This window comes from Verrucosispora sp. WMMD1129 (assembly GCF_029581255.1).
GTDB classification, from domain to species: Bacteria; Actinomycetota; Actinomycetes; order Mycobacteriales; family Micromonosporaceae; genus Micromonospora; species Micromonospora sediminimaris.
Genome location: NZ_CP120741.1, coordinates 4,026,881 through 4,045,300, shown reverse-complemented (window position 1 = coordinate 4,045,300; position 18,420 = coordinate 4,026,881). Strand labels below are relative to the sequence as shown.

The window sequence follows — 18,420 nt, the reverse complement described above, 5'->3', positions numbered from 1 at the left end:
ACCAGGTCAGCGCACGGCCTTGCGGATGTACGCGACGCACTCCTTGTGCAGCTCGGACCAGGGCACGCCCAGCAATTCCTCGGAAGTCTGGGCAGGTCGACGGCCTTGGTGCACCACAGCTTTGAAGAAGGGGAGCAACCGCTCAGCACCGAACCGCTCCATGAAGTACCCCACGGCGAGATACGCGATGCCGTACGTTCCGTTCACCTCTTCGCCCGAGAATTCGGCAGTCGGGTAGAGGTCGTCGAACCTGCCGTCCCAGTCGCCACGCACCAGCCGCCGGGTTTCGGCGAGCGCGGGGTAACGGGCAATCGGTTGACCGTTCGCCGCCGCGTACTCGGCCAACCCGTCAACCAGCCACCAGGCCGAATCCTCCCAGTAGCCGTCGTGCATCGTCGCCGCGTGGGTGAACTCGTGCCGGAGCACCTGGTCGAGGTAGGGGCCGTAGTACAGGCTGTCCGGCCCGAGTACGACCTCGTGGTGGCCGCCGCCGATGCCTATCGCCGTACCGATCCCCCATTCGGGCTGTTCGCCGCCGTACCAGCTCTGCCATTCCTTCTTGCCGGCATAGAAGACCCGATACCGGTCCGGCGGCGTGCCGTCCACCGCGTACCGATCTGCCACCCTGGCTGCCGCCTCGGCCTGCAGCAGCAGGATCGGCAGCAACTCGCGATGCTCCCGTACGGTCGCCACGAGAGTTCGTTTGCCCACCACCACGGTCAACTCGCTGATCTCCCAGGGCACGTTGCCGGGCTGACCGCTGGCTTGGCCGAGCACGTCCGGGAAGGGCTTTGACCTCTCGATCTCCAGCAGCCGCGGCTCCGGCCCGTCGCTCCACCTGGTGTCGACAACCATCGGGCTGAGCTGGCACGAGGCGGTGACGAAGCAGTAGTTCATCGAGACACGCATCCGCCACTCGCCCGCCTCGCCCGCCCTGGTGGGCAGGCCGCTCGGGCTGGCCACCCAACGGGCCACCCGCAGCGCTCTGAGCGAGTCGTACCGGCGGCGCAGCTCGGTGCGCGCGGCTGCGGTTTCGGCGATCGCCAGAAACCCGGCCCGGTCCCCGTCGAGCAGGGCGGCCGCCTGACGGTTCAGCTGCGCGCCGATCCGCTCGGCGAGCTGCCGGGCTGCCGCAGTGGTCGGGTTCTCGGTCGGGTCGGCCGACTCGCTCGATGCGCCGTCGGCGCCCTCGCGACCGGACCCGATCATCAGTACCGTCACCGCCGGCAGGCTGCAAGCCACCAGCAAAACGACCACAAGCAGCGCGGCCCACAGTCCCCAACGCCGCTGAGGTCGCCCGGGTGCCGGAACCGGCGGATCAGCAGGAACCTCTGAACCTGTCATGCCGGTCACCGCACGGCCTTGCGGATGTACGCGACGCACTCCTTGCGCAGGCTCGCCCAGGACTCATCAAAGATCTCCTCGGTGGTCTGCGCCGGTAGCCGCAGGTCGTGGACCACCGCTTTGAAGAAGGCGAAGGCCCGTTCCTCGCCGAAGCGGTCGACCAGATGCCGGAAGGCGAGGTACGCGATCCCGTAGGTGCCTGCTACCTCCTCGTCGGACGCGTCGTCGGCGGGTAGGAGCTTGTCGAGCTTGCCGTCCCAGTCGCCTTTCACCAGCCCTCGGGTGGGTACCAGTCCCTCGTACCGGGCGACCGGCTGGCCATCCGCACCCGCGTGCTCGGCCAACCCTTCGATCAGCCACCACGCCGACTCGTCCCAGTAGCTCTTGTCGGGCAGCGAGGCGGCGTGGGCCAACTCGTGGCGAAGCACCTCGTCCAGCCCGGGACCGTAACCGAGCGTCTCGGGCGCCAGCACCACCTCGTGGTGACCGCCGCCGACGTTCACCGCGTACCCGGCACCCCATTCCGGTTGGTCACCGCCGTACCACCGGTCCCACTCTTTCGGCCCGGCATAGAAGACGCGGTACAGGTCAGGTGGCGCACCGGCCACGACGTAGCTGTCGGCCACCTTCGCCGCCGCCTCGGCCCGCTTCAGCAGTCCCGGCAACCGATCCCGGTGAGCCGGGGTACTGGCCACCATCACGCGCTTGCCGACCAGGACGGCAAGCTTGCTGACCTCCCAGGGCAGGACGCCGGGCTGACCGTTGTAGCGGCCGTTCACATACGCCGAGGACTTCGACTTCGGAAAGGTCAGCAGCCGGGGTTCCGCGCCGTCACGCCACCGGGTCTCGACCGCCACCGGGCTCGGATGACAGTTCGGTACGACGAAGCAGTACTGGAACTCGATCGACACCCGCCATTCGCCTGCCCGACCCGCGGAGGTGGGCAGGCCACTCGGGCGTCCCTGCCAGTGCGTGACCCGCAGCGCCCTGAGCGCGTCGAACCGACGGCGCAGATCTGGGCGTACGGCTGAAGACGCGATCGCGGCGAACCCGGACCGGTCGCCGCCGAGCAGCGCGGCGGCCTGTTTGTCGAGTTGCGCGGTGATCCGTTCGGCGACCTGTCGGGCGGCGACGGTGGTCGGGTTCTCCGTCGGTGAGGCGGCGGTCGCCGGCTCACCGACCTCGACATCGGACACTCCGCCGGTCAGCAGCACCACCGGTACGCCGACGCTCAGCGTCAGCACCACCGCGACCACCGCGGCCCACAGTGGCCATCGGCGACGCGGCCGACTGTCGGGAGTCGGGCCGACGGGCGGCACCCCCACCGCCGGGAGTTGTGCCGGCTGCGCCGTCACCTCGTCCGGTGTCGCACCGGTCGGCGCTGGCTGTTCGTCGCCCTCAGGGCCCCCGTGATTCACCGGCGCAGGGTAAGGCCTGTGGTGGTGCCGACGGAAGAGTGATCATCCGGCCGTTGCCACGGTTCGTACGTTCAGGCAGGGCCGGGCGCGGGCCAGGAACGGAACGCCACGCCCAGCGCGGCGATCATCTGGTCGAAGGAACTGTCGAGTTCGCGCGGCAGCCCGAAGTCGCCGGCCGCCTCCAGCGAGACGAAACCGTGCACGGCTGCCCGGAACATCCGGACCCCGTCCACCGCGGCGTCACCGTCGATGCCGTAACCCCGCAGGATGGCGTAGACGACGCCGACCGCCCGCTCCCCGGCAGCCAGGTGCGCCGGGTCGGCCGGATCCGGTACCCGTTGGGTGGCGGGATAGCGACCGGGGTGCCGCCGGGCGTACGAACGGTAGGCGGTGGCGACGGCCCGCAGTGCGTCCTCACCGCTCCGACCGGCGGCGGCGGTGGTCATCTCCTCGGCTATCTCGGCGGTGGCCAGCGCGGACAGTTGCTGCGCGAGCGCCTCGGCACCCTTGATGTGCTTGTAGAGGCTGGGCAGCGCCACGCCGAGCCGGTTCGCCAGCGCGGCGAGGGTGAGCCGGTGATACCCAACCTCGTCGACCAGCCGGGCCGCCTCGCGCACCACGATCTGCGCGTTGAGCCCGGCCCTAGGCACGGTTGGCCGCCGCCAGGAAGCCGACCAGTTCGTTCGCCATCGCCTCTGGACGGTCGGCGTGCGGGTAGTGCCCGGCGTCGGTGAGCATCCGCGCCTCGGCGACCGGAAAGAGCCGCCGGGCGGCCCGCGCCTCGGCACCCGGGTCGGGGAAGTCGGGGTCCTTCGTGCCCATCAGCACCAGCACCGGCTGACGCACCTGCGGGGCACGGGCCGTCCAGTGCGGCTGCACCGGGTGGATGACGCCCCGCACGGGCACCATCCGGCCGGGGCGACGCAGTGCCGTCACCAGTTGCCGGCGGTACTCCGCGTCGTCGGCCGGCCGGTGCACCGGGAAGAGCGTGCGGTGGAACAGGCCGAACAACCGTGGACTGCGCAGCACCACGCTCTGGGCCAGCCGGATGAAGGGGTTGTTCTCCGGCTGGTTGACGAACGCGCCGACCAGCACGATGCCGTTGACCAGGTCCGGTGCGTCGGCGGCGGCGAAGACCACGGCCGCGCCGCTCGACGAGTTGCCGACCAGGACGGCCGGACCGCCACCGAGGTCGCGAACCACCGCGAGCAGGTCGCCACCCACCTCCGCCGGAGCGTACGACGGCCAGTCGGCGCTGGAGTCACCGTGCCCGCGTACGTCGATCGAGGCGACCCGGTAGCCCGCCGCCACCAGCAGCGGAATCAGATGCCGGTAGGAGTGCCGGTTCTCTCCCATGCCGTGCGAGAGCACCACAAGCGGCCCCTGCCCGTGCACCTCGTACGCGATCCGGCCGCCGGCACGCTCCACCAAGCTAGCTGTCATAGCCAGAAGGCTAATGGCATTAGCCGACGACGTCAAGGCTGCGCCGCGTACCGCCGACCGGGTCGATCGGCGGTACGGGTGCGGGCGAGGGGTTACTTCTTGGAGGCGAGCGCGCGGGCGAAGAAGGCCAGGTTGGCGGGGCGCTCGGCGAGACGGCGCATCAGATAGCCGTACCAGTCGTCGCCGTAGGGCACGTAGGTGCGCACCGTGTAGCCCTCGCCGACCAGGCGGGCCTGCTCCTCCGGCCGGATGCCGTACAGCATCTGGAACTCGAAGCGGTCAGGGCCACGGTCGAACCAGCGCGCCCGGTCCTCGCCGATGGCGATCAGACGCGGATCGTGGGTGGCCAGCATCGGATAGCCGTCGCCGGACATCAGGATGTTGAGGCACCGGACGTACGACTTGTCGACCTCGCGGGCCGACTGGTAAGCCACCGACTCCGGCTCCCGGTACGCGCCCTTGCACAGCCGCACCCGTGACCCGGCCGACGCCAACTCCCGGCAGTCGGACTCGGTACGCCGCAGGTATGCCTGCAACACCGCCCCGGTCGACGGGTGGTCCTTACGGAGCTTGGTCAGGATGTCCAGGGTCGAGTCGGTGGTGGTGTGGTCCTCCATGTCGAGGGTGACCGTGGTGCCCGCCGCCTCGGCGGCGGCGCAGATCGCCCGGGCGTTGTCGTAGGCGAGTTGCTCGTCGAACGCCTGGCCGAGCGCGGAGAGCTTCACACTCACCTCCGCGGCGGGCGCCAGCTTCGCCTCGGCGAGCATTCGCAGCAGTGTGAGGTACTCGTCCCGGGTGGCGTTTGCCTGTTCACCGGTGACGGTGTCCTCGCCGAGATTGTCGAGGGTGACCGCGAGACCGTCGTCGACGAGTTCGCGGGTCGCGCGCAACGCGTCGTCGGTCTTGGCGCCGGCGACGAACCGGCGGACGACGTCCCGGGAGAACGGGGCCGTCGCGACGAGCCGCTCGACCCGGGATGACCGGGAGGCGGCGAGGATGACGGAACGGAGCATGAGCCGAGCGTAACGCCCACCCGACCGCCAGGTACGTTCCCCGTCCGCCCCGGGCCCGGGGCGGACGGGATGGCGTTCATCGGTTACAACCATGTCGTGGAACAACGCCCTCGCCGCCGACTCCGATCGGCCTCCGTACAGCTCGGCGCGATCACCGCTCTGGCGCTCGCCCTCTCCGGCTGCAACATGACCTCCGACGACGACGATGACGACTGCGCCCTCGGCCCGACCGGCGGCGGCGAGACGGTGGCCCTGGCCCTGCGGGTGCCTGCCCCCGCCGCCGAGACCAGCGTCGGTCGGGCCGCGCCCGAGCCGGTCGGCGCGGCCGTGCCCGACCGGGGCGGCTTCGGCACCCACCTCGCCTCCTGCGGCGGCTGAACGTGCGTCGCGAACCGACCACACCGCGCCCCGACTGGGACACCACCATCCGTGAGCAGGGCCTGGTCTACGTCGACACGGAACTGCCCGACGGCGGAGTGATGTCGTACTGGGACGAGACCGCCGCGTACGCCTTCGAGCTGGACGAGGTGCTGCGGCTGGAGGAGGCCACCGAGGAACTGCACCGGATGTCGGTGGCCGCCGCCGAACACGTGGTGGCGCGCAACCGGTACGCCGAGTTCGGCATCCCCGAGTGGGCGGCCGAGGCGGTCGCCCGCTCGCTGCGGGAGACGCCACCGACCCTCTACGGCCGTTTCGACCTCTGGTACGACGGCAGTTGGCCGCCGAAGCTGCTGGAGTACAACGCCGACACCCCGACCGCGCTGGTCGAGGCGAGCATCATCCAGTGGTACTGGCTGGAACACACCCGACCGGACCTGGACCAGTGGAACAGCCTGCACGAACGGCTCGTCGGCAGCTGGGCGAAGATCGGTGCCGGGCTGCACGACCGGCGGGTGCACGTGGTCTGGTCGAACGAGGAGGAGACCGGCGAGGACCACATGACCGCCGGCTACCTGGCCGAGACCGCCCGCCAGGCGGGGCTGGACGTCGAGCTGCTGCCGATTCAGGATCTCGGTTGGGACGGCCGACGTTTCGTCGACACCGCCGACCGCCCGGTCACCACCTGCTTCAAGCTTTATCCGTGGGAGTGGATGCTCGCCGAGCCGTACGGCCCGCTGGCGCTGGAGCCGGGCACCCCGACCACCTGGATCGAGCCGGCCTGGAAGCTGCTCTTGTCCAACAAGGCGCTGCTGGCCGTGCTCTGGGAGCTGTACCCGGGGCACGAGCTGCTGTTGCCGGCGTACCTGGACTCGCCGCGCGGGATGCCCGAGTACGTGGCCAAGCCGCTGCTCGGTCGGGAGGGGGCCGCGGTGCGGATCGTCACCCCCGGCGAGGAGATCAGCAATCCGGGTGACTACGGCGACGAGGGCTTCTGCTACCAGGAGTTCCGGGCGTTGCCCGAATTCGCCGGGAGCCACCTCGTGCTGGGCAGTTGGATCGTCGACGGGGAGTCGGCGGGGGTCGGGCTGCGGGAGAGCGCGAGCCTGATCACCGACGGCTACGCGCGGTTCCTGCCGCACTACATCGATGCGCCACGCCCGGGTTGAGTCGTCTACCGTTGGGGCGTGAACTTCGACGCGTACGCCCGGACCGGGGTTGACCTCGTCAACGCGCGCCTGGACGACCTCGACGATCTGCGCGCCATCTTCTGCGACGACCAGGAGTGGATGCGCCACGAGGTCGCGGAACGGGACCTGCCGACCTTCCGGCGCGCGCAGAAGCGACTGCGCGACGTCTTCGAGTACGGCACCTCGGGGCGGGACGTCGAGGCGGTGGGCGAGTTGAACTCCCTGCTGGAGGCATTCCCGGTGCAGCCGCGCATCTCGGGGCACGACTCCAGTGACTGGCACATGCACGTGACCAGCCGGGGTGCATCGGTCAGTTCGGAGTATCTGGCCGGCGCGGTGTGGGGCCTGTCGGTGTGGCTGTGCGAGTACGGCAGCGCCCGATTCGGCGTCTGCGCCGACGACCGCTGCGGCAACGTCTACCTGGACACCTCATCGAACTGCTGCCGGCGGTTCTGCTCGGAGCGCTGCGCCACCCGCTCGCACGTGGCCGCCCACCGGGCCCGCAAGCGGGCCGCCGTGCCCAGCCAGCCGGACCCGCTGACACCGGTTTCCTGACCTGGCGTGCCGGGACGGTCGGAACCGATGCTCAGGCGTCGACCGGGGACGGCGTGCTGAGGTGCTGACGGGCGAACGCCAGCGCCTCGCGCAGATCCGCCTCGCGGACCTGCCGGCTCTTCGCGCCCCGGGTGGTCACCTCCACCGCCACCGAGCCGGTGAAGCCCCGCCCGGCCAACGAGCGCAGCAGCTCGGCGCAGGGCTGGTTGCCGCGTCCCGGCACCAGGTGCTCGTCGCGTCCCTCGCCGGTGCCGTCACCGAGGTGCACGTGCGCCAGACCGTCGCCCATCCGGTCGGCCATCGCCAACGCGTCGGTGTGCGAGGCCGCGCAGTGCGACAGGTCGAGGGTGTACGAGGCGTAACCGGCTTCGGTGGGATCCCAACCGGGCACGTACGGGACGAACTGGCGGCCGGCCATCCGTACCGGGTACATGTTCTCCACCGCGAACCGCAGACCACCGAACTCGCCGGCCACCCGGTCCAGCCCCTCGGCGAAGCCTCGCGCGTAATCCCGCTGCCAGGTGAACGGCGGGTGCACCACGACGGTCGGCGCTTCAAGCGTCTCAGCGAGCACCGCCGCCCGGCGGAGCCGCTCCCACGGATCAGGGCTCCACACCCGCTGCGTGACCAGCAGACACGGAGCGTGCACGGAGAGCACCGGCACCCCGTAGTGATCGGAGAGTCCGCGCAGCGCGCCCGCGTCCTGGCTGACCGCGTCGGTCCACACCATCACCTCAAGTCCGTCGTAGCCGTGGGTCGCGGCCAGCTGAAACGCCGCCGCGGTCCGCTCAGGGAAGACCGAGGAACTGGACAGGAGCACCGGGACGCGGGAAGTCACACCACCGAGGGTAGCCGCCGCGCGTTCAGACACCCTGACGAGAGTACGTAAACCGGACAGCGAGGACGACGGGGATCACACCGGAGCCAGTCGATCCATCCGGCTGAGAATCACGCCCTCCCGCAGTGCCCACGGACACACGTCCAGGGAGTCCACGCCGAGTCGACGCATCACCGACTCGGCGACCACGGCACCGGCCAGCAGCTGGTGGGCACGCCCGGCGCTGACCCCCTCCAACTCGACGAGCTGCGCCGGTGGGATGTGCCGGATAAAGCCGAGCACCTGTCGCAGCCCGGACCGGGTGAGTCGGCGTCGGGCCCAGAGCCCGGCACCGCTGGGTGCCGCACCGGCGAGCCGGGCGAGCGTACGGAAGGTCTTGGAGGTGGCCACCGGCCGTTCCCAACCCACCTCGGTCATCCGCTCGACCACCGGATCGAGGTGGGCGTCGACGTACTGCCGCAGTTCCTCCACCGTCTCCGGTGCGGGCGGGACGGTGCTTTCCGGATCCACCCCGAGCCGTTCGCGGGTCAGCCGACCGGCGCCCAGGGGCAGCGACACCGCGACGTCCGGGTCCTCGTCGATGCCGGCCGCGATCTCCAGCGAGCCGCCACCGATGTCCAGCACCAGCAGCCGCCCGGCGGACCAACCGAACCACCGCCGGACCGCGAGGAAGGTCATCCGCGCCTCGTCGGCGCCCGAGAGCACCTCCAGCCGTACGCCGGTGGAGTCCCGCACCCGGGTCAGGACGTCGGCCGCGTTGGTGGCGTCACGCACCGCGGAGGTGGCGAAGGCGATCAGGTCGTCCACCTCCAGGCCGGCAGCCGACGTACGCGCCGCCTCGACCGCCTCGACCAGGGCGTCCGCGCCGGCCTCGCGGAGCGCGCCGTCCGGGCCGATCTGCTCGGCGAGACGCAGCACGGCCTTCTCCGAATGCGCCGGCCACGGGTGCGCGCCGCGGTGGGCGTCGACCACCAGCAGGTGCACCGTGTTGGAACCGACGTCGAGGACACCCAGTCGCATGGAAGAACTCTAGGCCCACCCGGTTCGCGTCACTCGGCGACCTGCCCGCCGCACCGCGCGTACGCTGGCCGGGTGACAGGGCAGATCGAACTCCGCGTGCTGGTGGACGACCCGACCGACCCGCGCAGCCGGGAGGTGCCGCTGGACTTCCCCCGGGAGTGGATCGAGTTCGTCGACCCGGCGGACGAGCGGCATCTGATCCGGGCCGACCTCACCTGGTTGCTGTCCCGGTGGACGTGCATCTTCGGCCGGGGCTGCCACGGCATCATCGCCGGTCGGTCGGCCGACGGTTGTTGCTCGCACGGCGCGTTCTTCACCGACTCCGACGACGAGTCGCGGGTACGGGCCGCGGTGAAGCGGCTGACCCCGCAGACCTGGCAGCACTATCGGCGTGGGTTCAAGAACTGGACCGAGAACGACACCGTCGACGGCAAGAACCCGGCCCGGCGGACCGCCACCCAGGGAGCGGACGGGCCCTGCGTCTTCCTCAACGACGCGGACTTCCCGGGCGGGAGCGGCTGCGCGCTGCACGCCCAGGCGCTGCGCGACGGGGCGCATCCGCTGGAGTACAAGCCGGACGTGTGCTGGCAGCTGCCGATCCGCCGTGATCAGGAGTGGGTGAAGCGGCCGGACAACACGAAGGTGCTGGTGTCCACGCTGGCCGAGTTCGATCGGCGTGGCTGGGGTGCCGGTGGGCACGACCTCGACTGGTGGTGCACCTCCTCCACCGACGCGCACGTCGGGGCCGACCCGATGTACCTGTCGTACGCCCCGGAGTTGACCGCGCTCATCGGCGAGCCGGCGTACGCCAGGCTGGCCGATCTGTGCGCGAAGCGGACCCGGCAGGGCCTCGTCGCCCCGCACCCTGCCGACGGCGCCTGACGCGGGCGGCCGCGAAGTCGCTTGCCGCGCGGGCCTGGCCGCGCGCCGAAGCAATCCTCACACGGGTAACTATCGGCACCCGGCCCGACCAACTCCCTCGCCGCCTTTGCTCTGCTTACCTATACGCACAGGTAGCTCTGCGTGGTCGGCGTCACGACAATCAGCCGCGAGGGCGACCGCATAAATCCTGGTCACCGAGCTGTGCGTATGTGTAAGCAGAGCAAAGGAGCGGAACAGTGCACCGGACAGGCGGCTGCGCCGTTACGCAACGCACTTACGCCAGGTCGTGACAGGCCGTCACCAACGACGGCGGTCAGGAGCGGGTGCGGATCGGCCCGATCAGGGCTCGAACTTGTAGCCGAGACCGCGCACCGTGACGATGTGGCGCGGGGTGGAGGGCTCCGGTTCGATCTTCGAGCGCAGCCGCTTCACGTGCACGTCGAGCGTCTTCGTGTCGCCTACGTAGTCGGCACCCCAGACGCGGTCGATCAACTGGCCCCGGGTGAGCACCCGGCCCGCGTTGCGCAGCAGCAGTTCGAGCAGCTCGAACTCCTTGAGCGGCAGCTGCACCGCGCCGCCGTCCACGGTCACCACGTGCCGCTCGATGTCCATCCGGACCGGCCCGGCGGCGAGCGTCGGCGCGCCCGACTCGGGTGCCTCCGGGCTCTGCCGGCGCAGCACCGCGCGAATCCGGGCGACCAGTTCCCGGGGAGAGTACGGCTTGGTCACGTAGTCGTCCGCCCCGATCTCCAGGCCGACCACCTTGTCGATCTCACTGTCCCGAGCGGTGACCATGATGATCGGCACGTGCGAGCGCTGGCGCAGCTGCCGGCAGACCTCGGTACCGGACATCTCCGGCAGCATCAGGTCGAGCAGGACGATGTCGGCACCGGTCCGGTCGAACTCGGTGAGAGCCGACGTCCCCGTGGCGGCCACGGAAACCTCGAACCCCTCCTTGCGGAGCATGTACGACAGTGCGTCCGAGAACGACTCCTCGTCCTCGACCACCAGAACGCGACTCAACGGCGTTTCCTTTCATCGGTCGGACCGGGCTCGATCCCAGCAGGCGGCAGTGTCGCCAGCAGGTCGTCCGGCGGGCGAGCGGGCAGCCGGAGAGTGAACGTCGACCCACCACCAAGAGTGCTCGCCACCTCCACCCGACCGCCATGGTTGCTCGCGATGTGCTTGACGATCGCCAGCCCGAGGCCGGTGCCGCCGGTTGCCCGCGAGCGCGCCTGATCGGCGCGGTAGAACCGCTCGAAGATGCGGTCGACGTCGGTGGGGGCGATGCCGATGCCCTGGTCGGTGACCGCGATCTCCACCTGCTCTCCGGCGGCCCGGGCGGCGATGCGTACCGTCGTGTCCTCGCCGGAGTAGTTGAGGGCGTTCTCCACCAGGTTCGCCACCGCGGTGGCGAGTTGGTTGTCGCTGCCGTACACGGTCAGGCCCCGCTCCGCTTCGACGGTGACCTCGATCCGGCGGGCGGCGGCGGCGGTCCGGGTGCGATCGATCACCTCGGAGATCACCCAGTCCACCCCGACCGGCTCGGGGGCCGGCTGCGGTTCGGCACCCTGGAGTCGGGTCAGCTCCAGCAACTCCTGCACCAACCGCCCCAACCGGGTCGACTCGTGCTGGATACGTTCGGCGAACCGCCGGGCGGCGATCAGGTCCTCGGAGAGATCCGGACGCCCCTCGTCGGCCGGCTCGGTGGCGTCCAGCAGTGCCTCGGCGAGCAGTTGCAACGCGCCGATCGGGGTCTTCAGTTCGTGACTGACGTTGGCCACGAAGTCTCGGCGCACCCTCGCCAACCGGTGCGACTCGGTCACGTCGGCCGCCTCCACCGCGATGTAGCCGTTGCCCAGCCCCATCGCTCGCAGGTGCACGCCGAGCGGGTTCTCCCCGGCGTTGTCGCGGCCTCGGGGCAGGTCGAGCTCGATCTCGCGCCGCACGCCGGTGCGCCGTACCTGCCCGGCCAGGGTACGAATCAGCGGATGCGCCATGATCGAACCCGGCCGCCCACCGGTCCGCAGCAGTCCCATCGCCCGCGCCGCCGGATTGACCAGTACGGGCACATCGTCCGCGTCGAGCACCACGACCCCCGCGCGCAGCGAATCGATCGCGCGGCGGCCGAGCCCGACCTGCACTTCGTCGACGATCGCGAGCCTCCCCTTACCGAACCGGGACAACCACAGGCCGACGGCCACCCCGACCACCAGGGCCGCAGCCACGCCCACCGTCACCGCCCACGTCACTCGGCGATCGTATGGTCATTGTTAACCTGGCTATCGCCCAGAACAGGACGAAGCACTCTCACTTCCGGGAAAGTTCACTCGCGCGTCCGGCGTAGTTCATCGGCGTTCACCTCCGATCCGCCCGGGCGTCATAGCTTGACGGCGCACCTGCGGAAATCCTGCCGGCGGGCTCGCCGGCACCGACGGACAGGACGTGACAATGCGCGACGAGTTCCGGGCCGAACTTGAGGCCGTCAGCCAACTGCTGGTCGAGATGGCCGAGGGAGTTCGGGCGGCACTGCGGCAGGCGACCCGGGCCCTGCTCACCGCCGACCGTCGGGCGGCCGAGTCCGTGATCGAGCGGGACGCGGAGATCGACGGGCTGTACCGCCAGGTGGAGGAGCGCGTCTGCGACCTGCTGGCCCGCCAGGCACCGGTCGCCTCCGACCTACGCGCCATGATCACTGCACTGCACGTGGCCGCCGATCTGGAGCGGATGGGAGACCTGGCCGACCACGTGGCCAAGACCGCGCTGCGCCGGCACCCGTCGCCGGCCGTTCCGGCGGAGCTGCGCCCGGTCTTCACCGACATGGCGGGCATCGCCGACCGGATGGCCGAGAAGATCGCCTCGGTGCTGGCCCACCCTGACGCCGACCTCGCCGCGGAACTGGACGGCGACGACGACGCGATGGACGAGCTGCACAAGGGGTTGTTCGGGGTGCTGCTCGGCGCGGACTGGCCGTACGGGGTGGAGACCGCGATCGACGCCACTCTGCTCGGTCGCTTCTACGAGCGCTTCGCCGACCACGCGGTCAACAGCGCCGAACACGTGGTCTACCTGATCACCGGCGAACCCGTAACCTCCCCCTGAGCACGGCGAGGGGCCCCGGCCAGCGCCGGGGCCCCTCGGGTCCGTCTCGAAGTCCTCGGTCGGCTCAGCGGCCCTGGTTGGCGACGGCGGCGGCGGCCGCCTTGGCGGCCTCCGGGTCGAGGTAGGTGCCGCCCAGCGTCTGGGGACGCAGCAGCGGGTCCAGGTCGTAGCGCAGCGGGATTCCGGTGGGGATGTTGAGCTTCGCGATGGCCTCGTCACTGATCTGGTCCAGGTGCTTGACCAGCGCCCGCAACGAGTTGCCATGCGCGGCCACCAGCACCGTACGGCCGGCCAGGATGTCCGGCACGATCGAGTCGTACCAGTACGGCAGCATCCGCTCGACGACGTCCTTGAGGCACTCGGTACGCGGCATCAGTTCGGTCGGCAGCAGCGCATAACGCGGATCACCCACCTGCGACCACTCGTCGTCGTCCTCGATCGGCGGCGGCGGGGTGTCGTACGACCGGCGCCAGAGCATGAACTGCTCCTCGCCGTACTCATCCAGGGTCTGCTTCTTGTTCTTGCCCTGCAACGCCCCGTAGTGACGCTCGTTCAGCCGCCACGACCGGCGCACCGCGATCCAGTGCCGGTCGGCGGCGTTCAGCGCCAACTCGGCGGTCCGGATGGCGCGGCGCATCACGCTCGTGTGCACCACGTCCGGCAGCAGGCCGTGCTCGCGCAGCAGCTCGCCGCCGCGGCGCGCCTCGTCCTCCCCCTTCGCGGTCAGGTCGACGTCGACCCAGCCGGTGAAGAGGTTCTTGGCGTTCCAGTCGCTCTCGCCGTGCCGCAGCAGGACCAGCGTCCCGACGGTGGGCCCCTCGCTAGCTGTCATGCCGATCATCCTGCCGCAACCCGCAATGGCCCGCGCGGGAAGGGTGGTGACGACCACCACGTGGAAATACAGGTGACCTTGATTCCGGCACGCCACTAGGTTGGTAAGGATCCAAAAGAGCAACAGGCATTACGGAAACGGGGGCGCGGGCGTGCGCGCGATGCGGGGTTGGTTCCGGGACACCACAGGTGGGCTACCGAGGACGTTCTGGTACCTCTGGACGGGCACGCTGATCAATCGACTCGGCTCGTTCGTCCTGGTCTTCCTCGCCATCTACCTGACCCAGGAACGCGGCTTCTCCGCCTCGCAGGCCGGGCTGGTGCTCGGCGCCTGGGGCGTCGGCGGCGCGGTCGGCACCACCGCCGGCGGCACCCTGACCGACCGGTGGGGTCGCCGGCCGACCCTGCTCACCGCCCATCTCGGCGCCGCGACCATGATGCTCGCCATGGGCTTCGCCCGTGACCTGTGGACGGTCGCGGCGGGGGCGTTGCTGCTCGGCCTCTTCGCCGAGGCGGCCCGCCCCGCGTTCGGCGCCATGATGATCGACGTGGTGCCGGAGCGGGACCGGCTGCGCGCCTTCTCGCTCAACTACTGGGCGATCAACCTCGGGTTCGCCTGCGCCGCCGTGCTCGCCGGGTTCGCCGCGCAGGCCGGTTACCTGCTGCTCTTCGTGGTCAACGCGGCCACCACGGTGGTCACCGCACTGATCATCTTCGTGAAGGTCAAGGAGACCCGGACGGTCACCGTCGGCATGCCACGCGGCGGCGTGCCGGCCAGAGCCCTGCGGACCATCCTGACCGACCGGGTGTTCCTCGGCTTCGTCGCGCTGAACCTCCTCGGGGCGCTGGTGTTCCTCCAGCACATCTCGATGCTGCCGATCGCGATGGCCGACTCCGGCCTGAGCCCCGCCACGTACGGATCGGTGATCGCGCTCAACGGCGTGCTGATCGTGGCCGGTCAACTCTTCGTGCCCCGGCTGATCAAGGGGCGCAACCGCTCACACGTGCTCGCCCTGGCCGCGGTGGTGATGGGCGTGGGCTTCGGGCTGACCGCGTTCGCCGACGTCGCCTGGTTCTACGGGCTGACGGTGCTGATCTGGACCCTCGGCGAGATGCTCAACTCGCCGTCCAACGCCACCCTCATCGCCGAACTCTCCCCCACCCAGCTGCGTGGTCGCTACCAGGGCGTCTTCTCGCTCTCCTGGCAGCTCGCCGGAGCGGCGGCGCCGATCCTCGGCGGACTGGTGCGGGAGCAGGCCGGCAACGCGACCCTCTGGGCGGCCTGTGCGGCGATCGGGCTGGTGATGGCGGTGGGCCACCTGCTCTCCGGGCCCGCGCGGGAACGGCGTGCCGTCGCGTTGCGTACCGCTGGCACCGCCCCGGTGGTGACGGTGCAGTCGACCGCACCGCAGCCCGCCGCACCGCAGGCGGCCGAGCCGGTGGCCACCTCCCGGGGGTGAACCCCGCCACCCCGCGTCCCACCCGCCGATCAGCCCGGGCAAGATCTGTTAGGTGTCCGAACAGATTGGCAAGGTCGGGGTGCCGGCCGGGGCGCTTCGTCGCTGGCTGACCGACACCGCGGGTGGCCTGCCCACGACCTTCTGGTACCTCTGGGTCGGCCTGCTGATCAACCGGGCCGGGGCGTTCGCGATGCTCTTTTTGTCGCTCTACCTGACCGCGGCCCGGGGCGCCAGCGAGTCACTGGCCGGCGTGGTGGTGGGCGCGTACGGCGCGGGTGGCGCGGTCGGGGTGCTGCTCGGTGGGGTTCTCGCCGACCGGTGGGGTCGACGCTCGACCCTGGTGGCAGCTCACCTGGTCACCGCCGCCCTGATGGTCGCGCTGGCGCTCAGCCAGCACCTGGGCGTGATCGCGGCACTTGCCCTGCTGGTCGGGGTCACGCACTCCATGCCGAGCCCGGCCTTCGTGGCCGCGATCGTCGACGTGGTACCGGAACATCGCCGGTCCCGCGCCTTCAACCTGCAGTTCTGGGCGTTCAACCTCGGCATGGCCGTCGCGTCGCTGCTGGCCGGTCTGCTGGCCGAGGCAAGCTACGTGGCCCTCTTCCTGGTCGACGCGGTCGCCACGGTGGCGACCGCCGCGCTGATCGCCTGGAAGGTCCCGGAGACGCTGGCCCGTCGGCAGATGCGGGCGAGTCCGGCCGCCGGCCCCCGCCGCCCGCGTCGCCCGGGGCTGCACACCGCGCTGACCGATCGGCACTTCCTGGTCTTCGTCGGGCTGACCTTCGTCCTCGCCGTACTGACCATGCAGGCGTCGACGATCATGCCCTTGGCCATGCGGGCCGACGGGTTGGGGCCGTCGTCGTACGGCGCGGTGGTGGCCCTCGGTGGCGTCCTGATCGTGCTCGGGCAGTTGTTCGTACCCCGGCTCATCGACCGGCACCGGAAGGCCCACGTGCTGGCCCTGTCGACGGCGCTGCTCGCCGTCGGCTTCGGCGCGCTCGCCGTCGCCGACGACCTCGTGTTCTACCTGGGCGCCTGCCTGGTCTGGACGGTCGGCTCGATGCTGGCCGCGCCACCCAACGCACAGATCAACGCGGACCTGGCGCCACCGGCGCTGCGGGCCCGCTACCAGTCGGTGTTCTACCTGGCCTTCCCGGCAGCGTCCTTCATCGCGCCGACGCTCGGCGGCTTCAGCCTGCAACGCTGGGGCGACGGGCACTGGCTGCTGGTCGGCGCACTGGGTCTGTTGGCCGCCGGTGCGCACCTGCTCGCCGGGCCGGCGCGGGAGCGACGCGTGGCCACCCTGCGTGGTCAGGGCGAACGGGCCGAGCCGTCGCTGGCCGGGCATTCCTGAGCCCACGCGTAATGCCCGGCACGAAGTCGTGCCGGGCATTTCCTCGTGTTTTGACCGTTCTGTGGGCAGGGTGGTCTGGCGGTGTGGTGTGGGTGTGTTCGTGGTGGTGTGGGTGAGGGCTGTTACTTGCCCTTGTGGATGGCGTTCTTGCGGATGACGGGGTATCGGGTGCGGCGTTTGCGGCGTTTTCCGGCGGGGCGTCCGGGGCCGGGGTGGCCGGGTTTCGGGTGGCCTGGTGGTTGCCAGGCGTTGCGCAGAGCGGGCGAAACCTGGCGGCGGGTCTGGCCGGGGGTCGGTGTCGTGGTGGTGGTGGGTTCCCAGGGCAGCCGGTGGTGGGTCAGGTGGGTGCGGGCGCAGAACAGGTGCAGGTAGGCGTAGGAGTGCAGGCGGAGCCAGGTGGTCAGGGTGCCGGGCTGGCGGGGGTGGAAGTCCGGGGCGTGGGCGGTGGTCTTCAGGTATCGGAAGTAGTGCTCGATGTCGAAGCGGGCCAGGTAGGTCATGACCAGGGTGAGCAGGTCACGGCGGGTACCGGAGTACCAGAGTGCGAGGTCGCCCGCGCGGCGGCTGGGGCGCAGGTGCTGGACCCGGGCGAGTAAGACGCTGCCCTCGACGATCGGGAGGGTGGGCTGGTCTTCGAAGCCTCGGCTGGCGCGGGTGAGTTTGGGGTGGACCTGGTGCCAGGCTCGGACGGTGACGGTGCCGTAGATGTCGAGTGGTCCGCTGACACCGGCATCCGGGTGCAGGTCGGGTTGGCGCAGGGCCAGGCGGAACCCGTGGCGGCGGGGCCGGCCGCCGAGGGGGTGCGCGGCCCGGCGTTCGGGTCTGGTCCACATGGTCTGCGAGGTCGCCAGCCTGACCAGGACATCCGCGGGAATCCCGCGTTCGCGCAGCAGATGGGTGATCCGGGCCGCGGGGTAGCCGGAGTCCAGCAGGAACAGCGACGGATCGGCCGGGCAGGCGCCGTCCTGGGCGCAGACCCGAGCGATGTGGTCCACGGTGACCTCGACCAGGTCGTCGTCGGAGGCGATCCGGTCGGCCAGGACCGGCACAACCCACGAGTCCGGGGTCAGGGTCAACCGGACGACATGCTGATACCGCCACCCGGTCTTGATCTGGGCCGCGCCGCGCGGGCCGCCCGGGGTGTACTGCGGCTGCCGGTCCGGGCTGGTGGTGGCGTTCGGCCGTGGCCACGCGGTGGTGTCGACGGCGTACACCCGGGGCAGGCCGGACCGCGCGGCGATCCGGCACGCCGCCCGCAACGCCCGGCCGGTGTCGATCTCGCCGTCGCGTAACGCCCGGTACGCCGCGGCGTGCCCGGTGACGGTGCCCAGCGACAGATGCGCCGGACAGCCACACCGGCCCTGATCGGCGGCCAACTCGTCGACCAGCGTGAACAACGTCCGCGACCGGGACGCGAGGACACCCTCGTACAACTCCCGCCGCCACGAATCCAACAAGATCCGGTCCAGCTCGCCGCCACCGGCACCAGTAGCCGTTACGCTCCTCATCGAGGACCCTGCCCATTGATGATCTTTGTGTGAGAACTCAGATCATGGACAGGGTCCTCCCCATTCCGCTAGACCTCGACCACC

The 18,420-nt window shown here is 70.6% G+C and carries 18 protein-coding genes; 7 read left to right on the top strand and 11 right to left on the bottom strand.

Annotation, left to right across the window (positions count from 1 at the left end):
* Positions 1–6 precede the first annotated feature (6 nt).
* From O7624_RS18795 to O7624_RS18775, 5 genes are all read right to left on the bottom strand, one after another.
* Positions 7–1,221, bottom strand: coding sequence for a hypothetical protein (locus O7624_RS18795; protein ID WP_282236734.1), 1,215 nt, complete (start codon positions 1,219–1,221; stop codon positions 7–9).
* 128 nt (positions 1,222–1,349) lie between these two features.
* Positions 1,350–2,762 carry a hypothetical protein gene (locus O7624_RS18790; protein WP_282236733.1) on the bottom strand — a complete coding sequence of 471 codons (1,413 nt, stop codon included), beginning with the start codon at positions 2,760–2,762 and terminating at the stop codon, positions 1,350–1,352.
* A 71-nt stretch (positions 2,763–2,833) separates the two neighbouring features.
* Positions 2,834–3,412 (bottom strand): TetR/AcrR family transcriptional regulator, encoded by a 579-nt coding sequence (locus O7624_RS18785; protein ID WP_282236732.1) that lies wholly within the window; start codon positions 3,410–3,412, stop codon positions 2,834–2,836.
* On the bottom strand, positions 3,405–4,205 hold the full coding sequence (locus tag O7624_RS18780) for an alpha/beta hydrolase (protein ID WP_282236731.1): 801 nt from the start codon (positions 4,203–4,205) through the stop codon (positions 3,405–3,407). The genes O7624_RS18785 and O7624_RS18780 overlap by 8 nt, the downstream gene beginning before the upstream one ends.
* Positions 4,206–4,297: 92 nt before the next feature.
* A complete protein-coding gene (locus tag O7624_RS18775; RefSeq protein ID WP_282236730.1) occupies positions 4,298–5,218 on the bottom strand; it encodes a proline dehydrogenase family protein in 921 nt (306 codons plus the stop codon).
* 69 nt (positions 5,219–5,287) lie between these two features.
* Here O7624_RS18775 and O7624_RS18770 point away from each other — a divergent pair, with 69 nt between their 5' ends.
* From O7624_RS18770 to O7624_RS18760, 3 genes are read left to right on the top strand one after another with little or no spacing between them, the layout of a single operon-like run.
* Complete coding sequence (locus tag O7624_RS18770) at positions 5,288–5,596, top strand: hypothetical protein (protein ID WP_232511193.1); 309 nt, start codon at positions 5,288–5,290, stop codon at positions 5,594–5,596.
* A 2-nt stretch (positions 5,597–5,598) separates the two neighbouring features.
* Positions 5,599–6,765, top strand: a complete 1,167-nt coding sequence (locus tag O7624_RS18765) for a glutathionylspermidine synthase family protein (RefSeq protein ID WP_282236729.1) — start codon at positions 5,599–5,601, stop codon at positions 6,763–6,765.
* Positions 6,766–6,783: 18 nt separating this feature from the next.
* Complete coding sequence (locus O7624_RS18760; protein ID WP_093403462.1) at positions 6,784–7,341, top strand: CGNR zinc finger domain-containing protein; 558 nt, start codon at positions 6,784–6,786, stop codon at positions 7,339–7,341.
* A 31-nt stretch (positions 7,342–7,372) separates the two neighbouring features.
* Here the strand turns inward: O7624_RS18760 and O7624_RS18755 are convergent, their stop codons facing one another.
* Positions 7,373–8,179, bottom strand: coding sequence for a sugar phosphate isomerase/epimerase (locus tag O7624_RS18755; RefSeq protein ID WP_170863399.1), 807 nt, complete (start codon positions 8,177–8,179; stop codon positions 7,373–7,375).
* Between the two features lie 75 nt (positions 8,180–8,254).
* The gene (locus O7624_RS18750; protein ID WP_282236728.1) at positions 8,255–9,199 is read right to left on the bottom strand and encodes a Ppx/GppA phosphatase family protein; all 945 of its coding nucleotides are present in this window, start codon (positions 9,197–9,199) and stop codon (positions 8,255–8,257) included.
* A gap of 72 nt (positions 9,200–9,271) precedes the next feature.
* On the opposite strand from O7624_RS18750, the gene O7624_RS18745 reads away from it, so the two are divergent.
* The gene (locus O7624_RS18745; protein WP_282236727.1) at positions 9,272–10,081 is read left to right on the top strand and encodes a hypothetical protein; all 810 of its coding nucleotides are present in this window, start codon (positions 9,272–9,274) and stop codon (positions 10,079–10,081) included.
* A 339-nt stretch (positions 10,082–10,420) separates the two neighbouring features.
* Here the strand turns inward: O7624_RS18745 and O7624_RS18740 are convergent, their stop codons facing one another.
* A complete protein-coding gene (locus O7624_RS18740; protein ID WP_093403456.1) occupies positions 10,421–11,104 on the bottom strand; it encodes a response regulator transcription factor in 684 nt (227 codons plus the stop codon).
* Positions 11,101–12,333: an ATP-binding protein gene (locus tag O7624_RS18735; protein ID WP_282236726.1), complete on the bottom strand. Its 1,233-nt coding sequence runs from the start codon at positions 12,331–12,333 to the stop codon at positions 11,101–11,103. Before O7624_RS18735 ends, O7624_RS18740 begins: the two co-directional genes overlap by 4 nt.
* A gap of 199 nt (positions 12,334–12,532) precedes the next feature.
* Here O7624_RS18735 and phoU point away from each other — a divergent pair, with 199 nt between their 5' ends.
* Positions 12,533–13,183: a phosphate signaling complex protein PhoU gene (gene phoU / locus O7624_RS18730; protein ID WP_282240680.1), complete on the top strand. Its 651-nt coding sequence runs from the start codon at positions 12,533–12,535 to the stop codon at positions 13,181–13,183.
* A gap of 64 nt (positions 13,184–13,247) precedes the next feature.
* On the opposite strand, the gene O7624_RS18725 is transcribed toward phoU, so the two are convergent.
* On the bottom strand, positions 13,248–14,015 hold the full coding sequence (locus O7624_RS18725) for a phosphoglyceromutase (RefSeq protein ID WP_093403711.1): 768 nt from the start codon (positions 14,013–14,015) through the stop codon (positions 13,248–13,250).
* Between the two features lie 151 nt (positions 14,016–14,166).
* Between O7624_RS18725 and O7624_RS18720 the strand changes: the two genes are divergently transcribed.
* Together O7624_RS18720 and O7624_RS18715 are read left to right on the top strand one after the other, a co-directional pair.
* Positions 14,167–15,474, top strand: a complete 1,308-nt coding sequence (locus tag O7624_RS18720) for an MFS transporter (protein ID WP_282236725.1) — start codon at positions 14,167–14,169, stop codon at positions 15,472–15,474.
* Positions 15,475–15,526: 52 nt separating this feature from the next.
* On the top strand, positions 15,527–16,828 hold the full coding sequence (locus O7624_RS18715; protein ID WP_282236724.1) for an MFS transporter: 1,302 nt from the start codon (positions 15,527–15,529) through the stop codon (positions 16,826–16,828).
* A gap of 122 nt (positions 16,829–16,950) precedes the next feature.
* On the opposite strand, the gene O7624_RS18710 is transcribed toward O7624_RS18715, so the two are convergent.
* Positions 16,951–18,336 carry a transposase gene (locus O7624_RS18710; RefSeq protein WP_282236606.1) on the bottom strand — a complete coding sequence of 462 codons (1,386 nt, stop codon included), beginning with the start codon at positions 18,334–18,336 and terminating at the stop codon, positions 16,951–16,953.
* Positions 18,337–18,420 lie beyond the last annotated feature (84 nt).